Origin of the sequence: Micromonospora sp. D75 (assembly GCF_018070405.1) — a bacterium.
GTDB classification, from domain to species: domain Bacteria; phylum Actinomycetota; class Actinomycetes; order Mycobacteriales; family Micromonosporaceae; genus Micromonospora; species Micromonospora chalcea.
The window spans coordinates 1-886 of the sequence record NZ_JAGPXV010001080.1 but is presented as its reverse complement, the minus strand read 5'-3'; the positions used below and the strand labels follow the sequence as shown (position 1 = coordinate 886).

Annotated in this window: 1 protein-coding gene and 1 pseudogene; one reads left to right on the top strand and one right to left on the bottom strand. The window is 75.2% G+C overall.

The genetic code is table 11. The features are described from left to right. On the top strand, positions 1-653 hold a 653-nt coding region (locus tag KBX39_RS32120), incomplete at its 5' end, for a GlxA family transcriptional regulator (RefSeq protein ID WP_210874185.1). A gap of 38 nt (positions 654-691) precedes the next feature. Here KBX39_RS32120 and KBX39_RS32115 read toward each other — a convergent pair. Beyond that, positions 692-886, bottom strand: a pseudogene (locus KBX39_RS32115) (hypothetical protein); the annotation flags it as partial.

The window sequence follows — 886 nt, the reverse complement described above, 5'->3', positions numbered from 1 at the left end:
GCGTACGACTCGACCCCGACGTGCTCTTCGTCGACGACGGGCGCGTGCTCACCTCGGCCGGGGTGGCCGCCGGCATCGACCTGTGCCTGCACGTCGTCCGCACCGACCACGGCAGCGCGGCGGCCAACCGGGCGGCCCGGCGCTGCGTGGTGCCGCCGTGGCGGGACGGCGGGCAGGCCCAGTACATCGAACGGCCGGTGCCCCGGGGCACCGACCACGGCACCGCCGCCACCCGCGAGTGGGCCCGGCAGCGCCTGCACGAGCCGGTGGCGTTGCGCGATATGGCCGCGCACGCGCGGATGAGCGTCCGCACGTTCACCCGGCACTTCCGCTCCGAGACCGGGCTCAGCCCGGCGCAGTGGCTGCTCCAGCAGCGCACCGAGCACGCCCGGGTGCTGCTGGAGACCACTGACCTGAGCGTCGACCGCATCGCCCAGGACGCAGGTTTCGGCACCACAGCCGCGCTCCGCCAGCACTTCCACGCCCGGGTCGGCGTGGCCCCCACCGCCTACCGCCGCACGTTCCGCCACCCTTCCCCCGCGGCGTCCCCCGCGACGTCCCCGCGTTCCCCGCGCCCCGCTCCCGTCGATCTTGGAGTTGTGGCGCCTGGAAGGCCGGACGTGCCGGAGTTGTCTACCGCCACAACTCCATGATCGGCGGCGGGGCGGATCGGCGGCGGGCGGTCCCGCGGTCAGGCGAGGTGGGGCTGGCGACGCAGGGCGCGGAGCTGGGTCAGGTGCAGCGGCAGGTGCACGCGGATGTGCAGGTCCAGCGCCCTGCCCCAGGGCAGCGACTCGTCCACGTCCAGGTCGAAGCCCTCGCGTAGCACCGTGTCCACAGGTGTCTCCGCCGCCGGGCCGAGCCGGTCGGCCAGCGCGCACAGCTT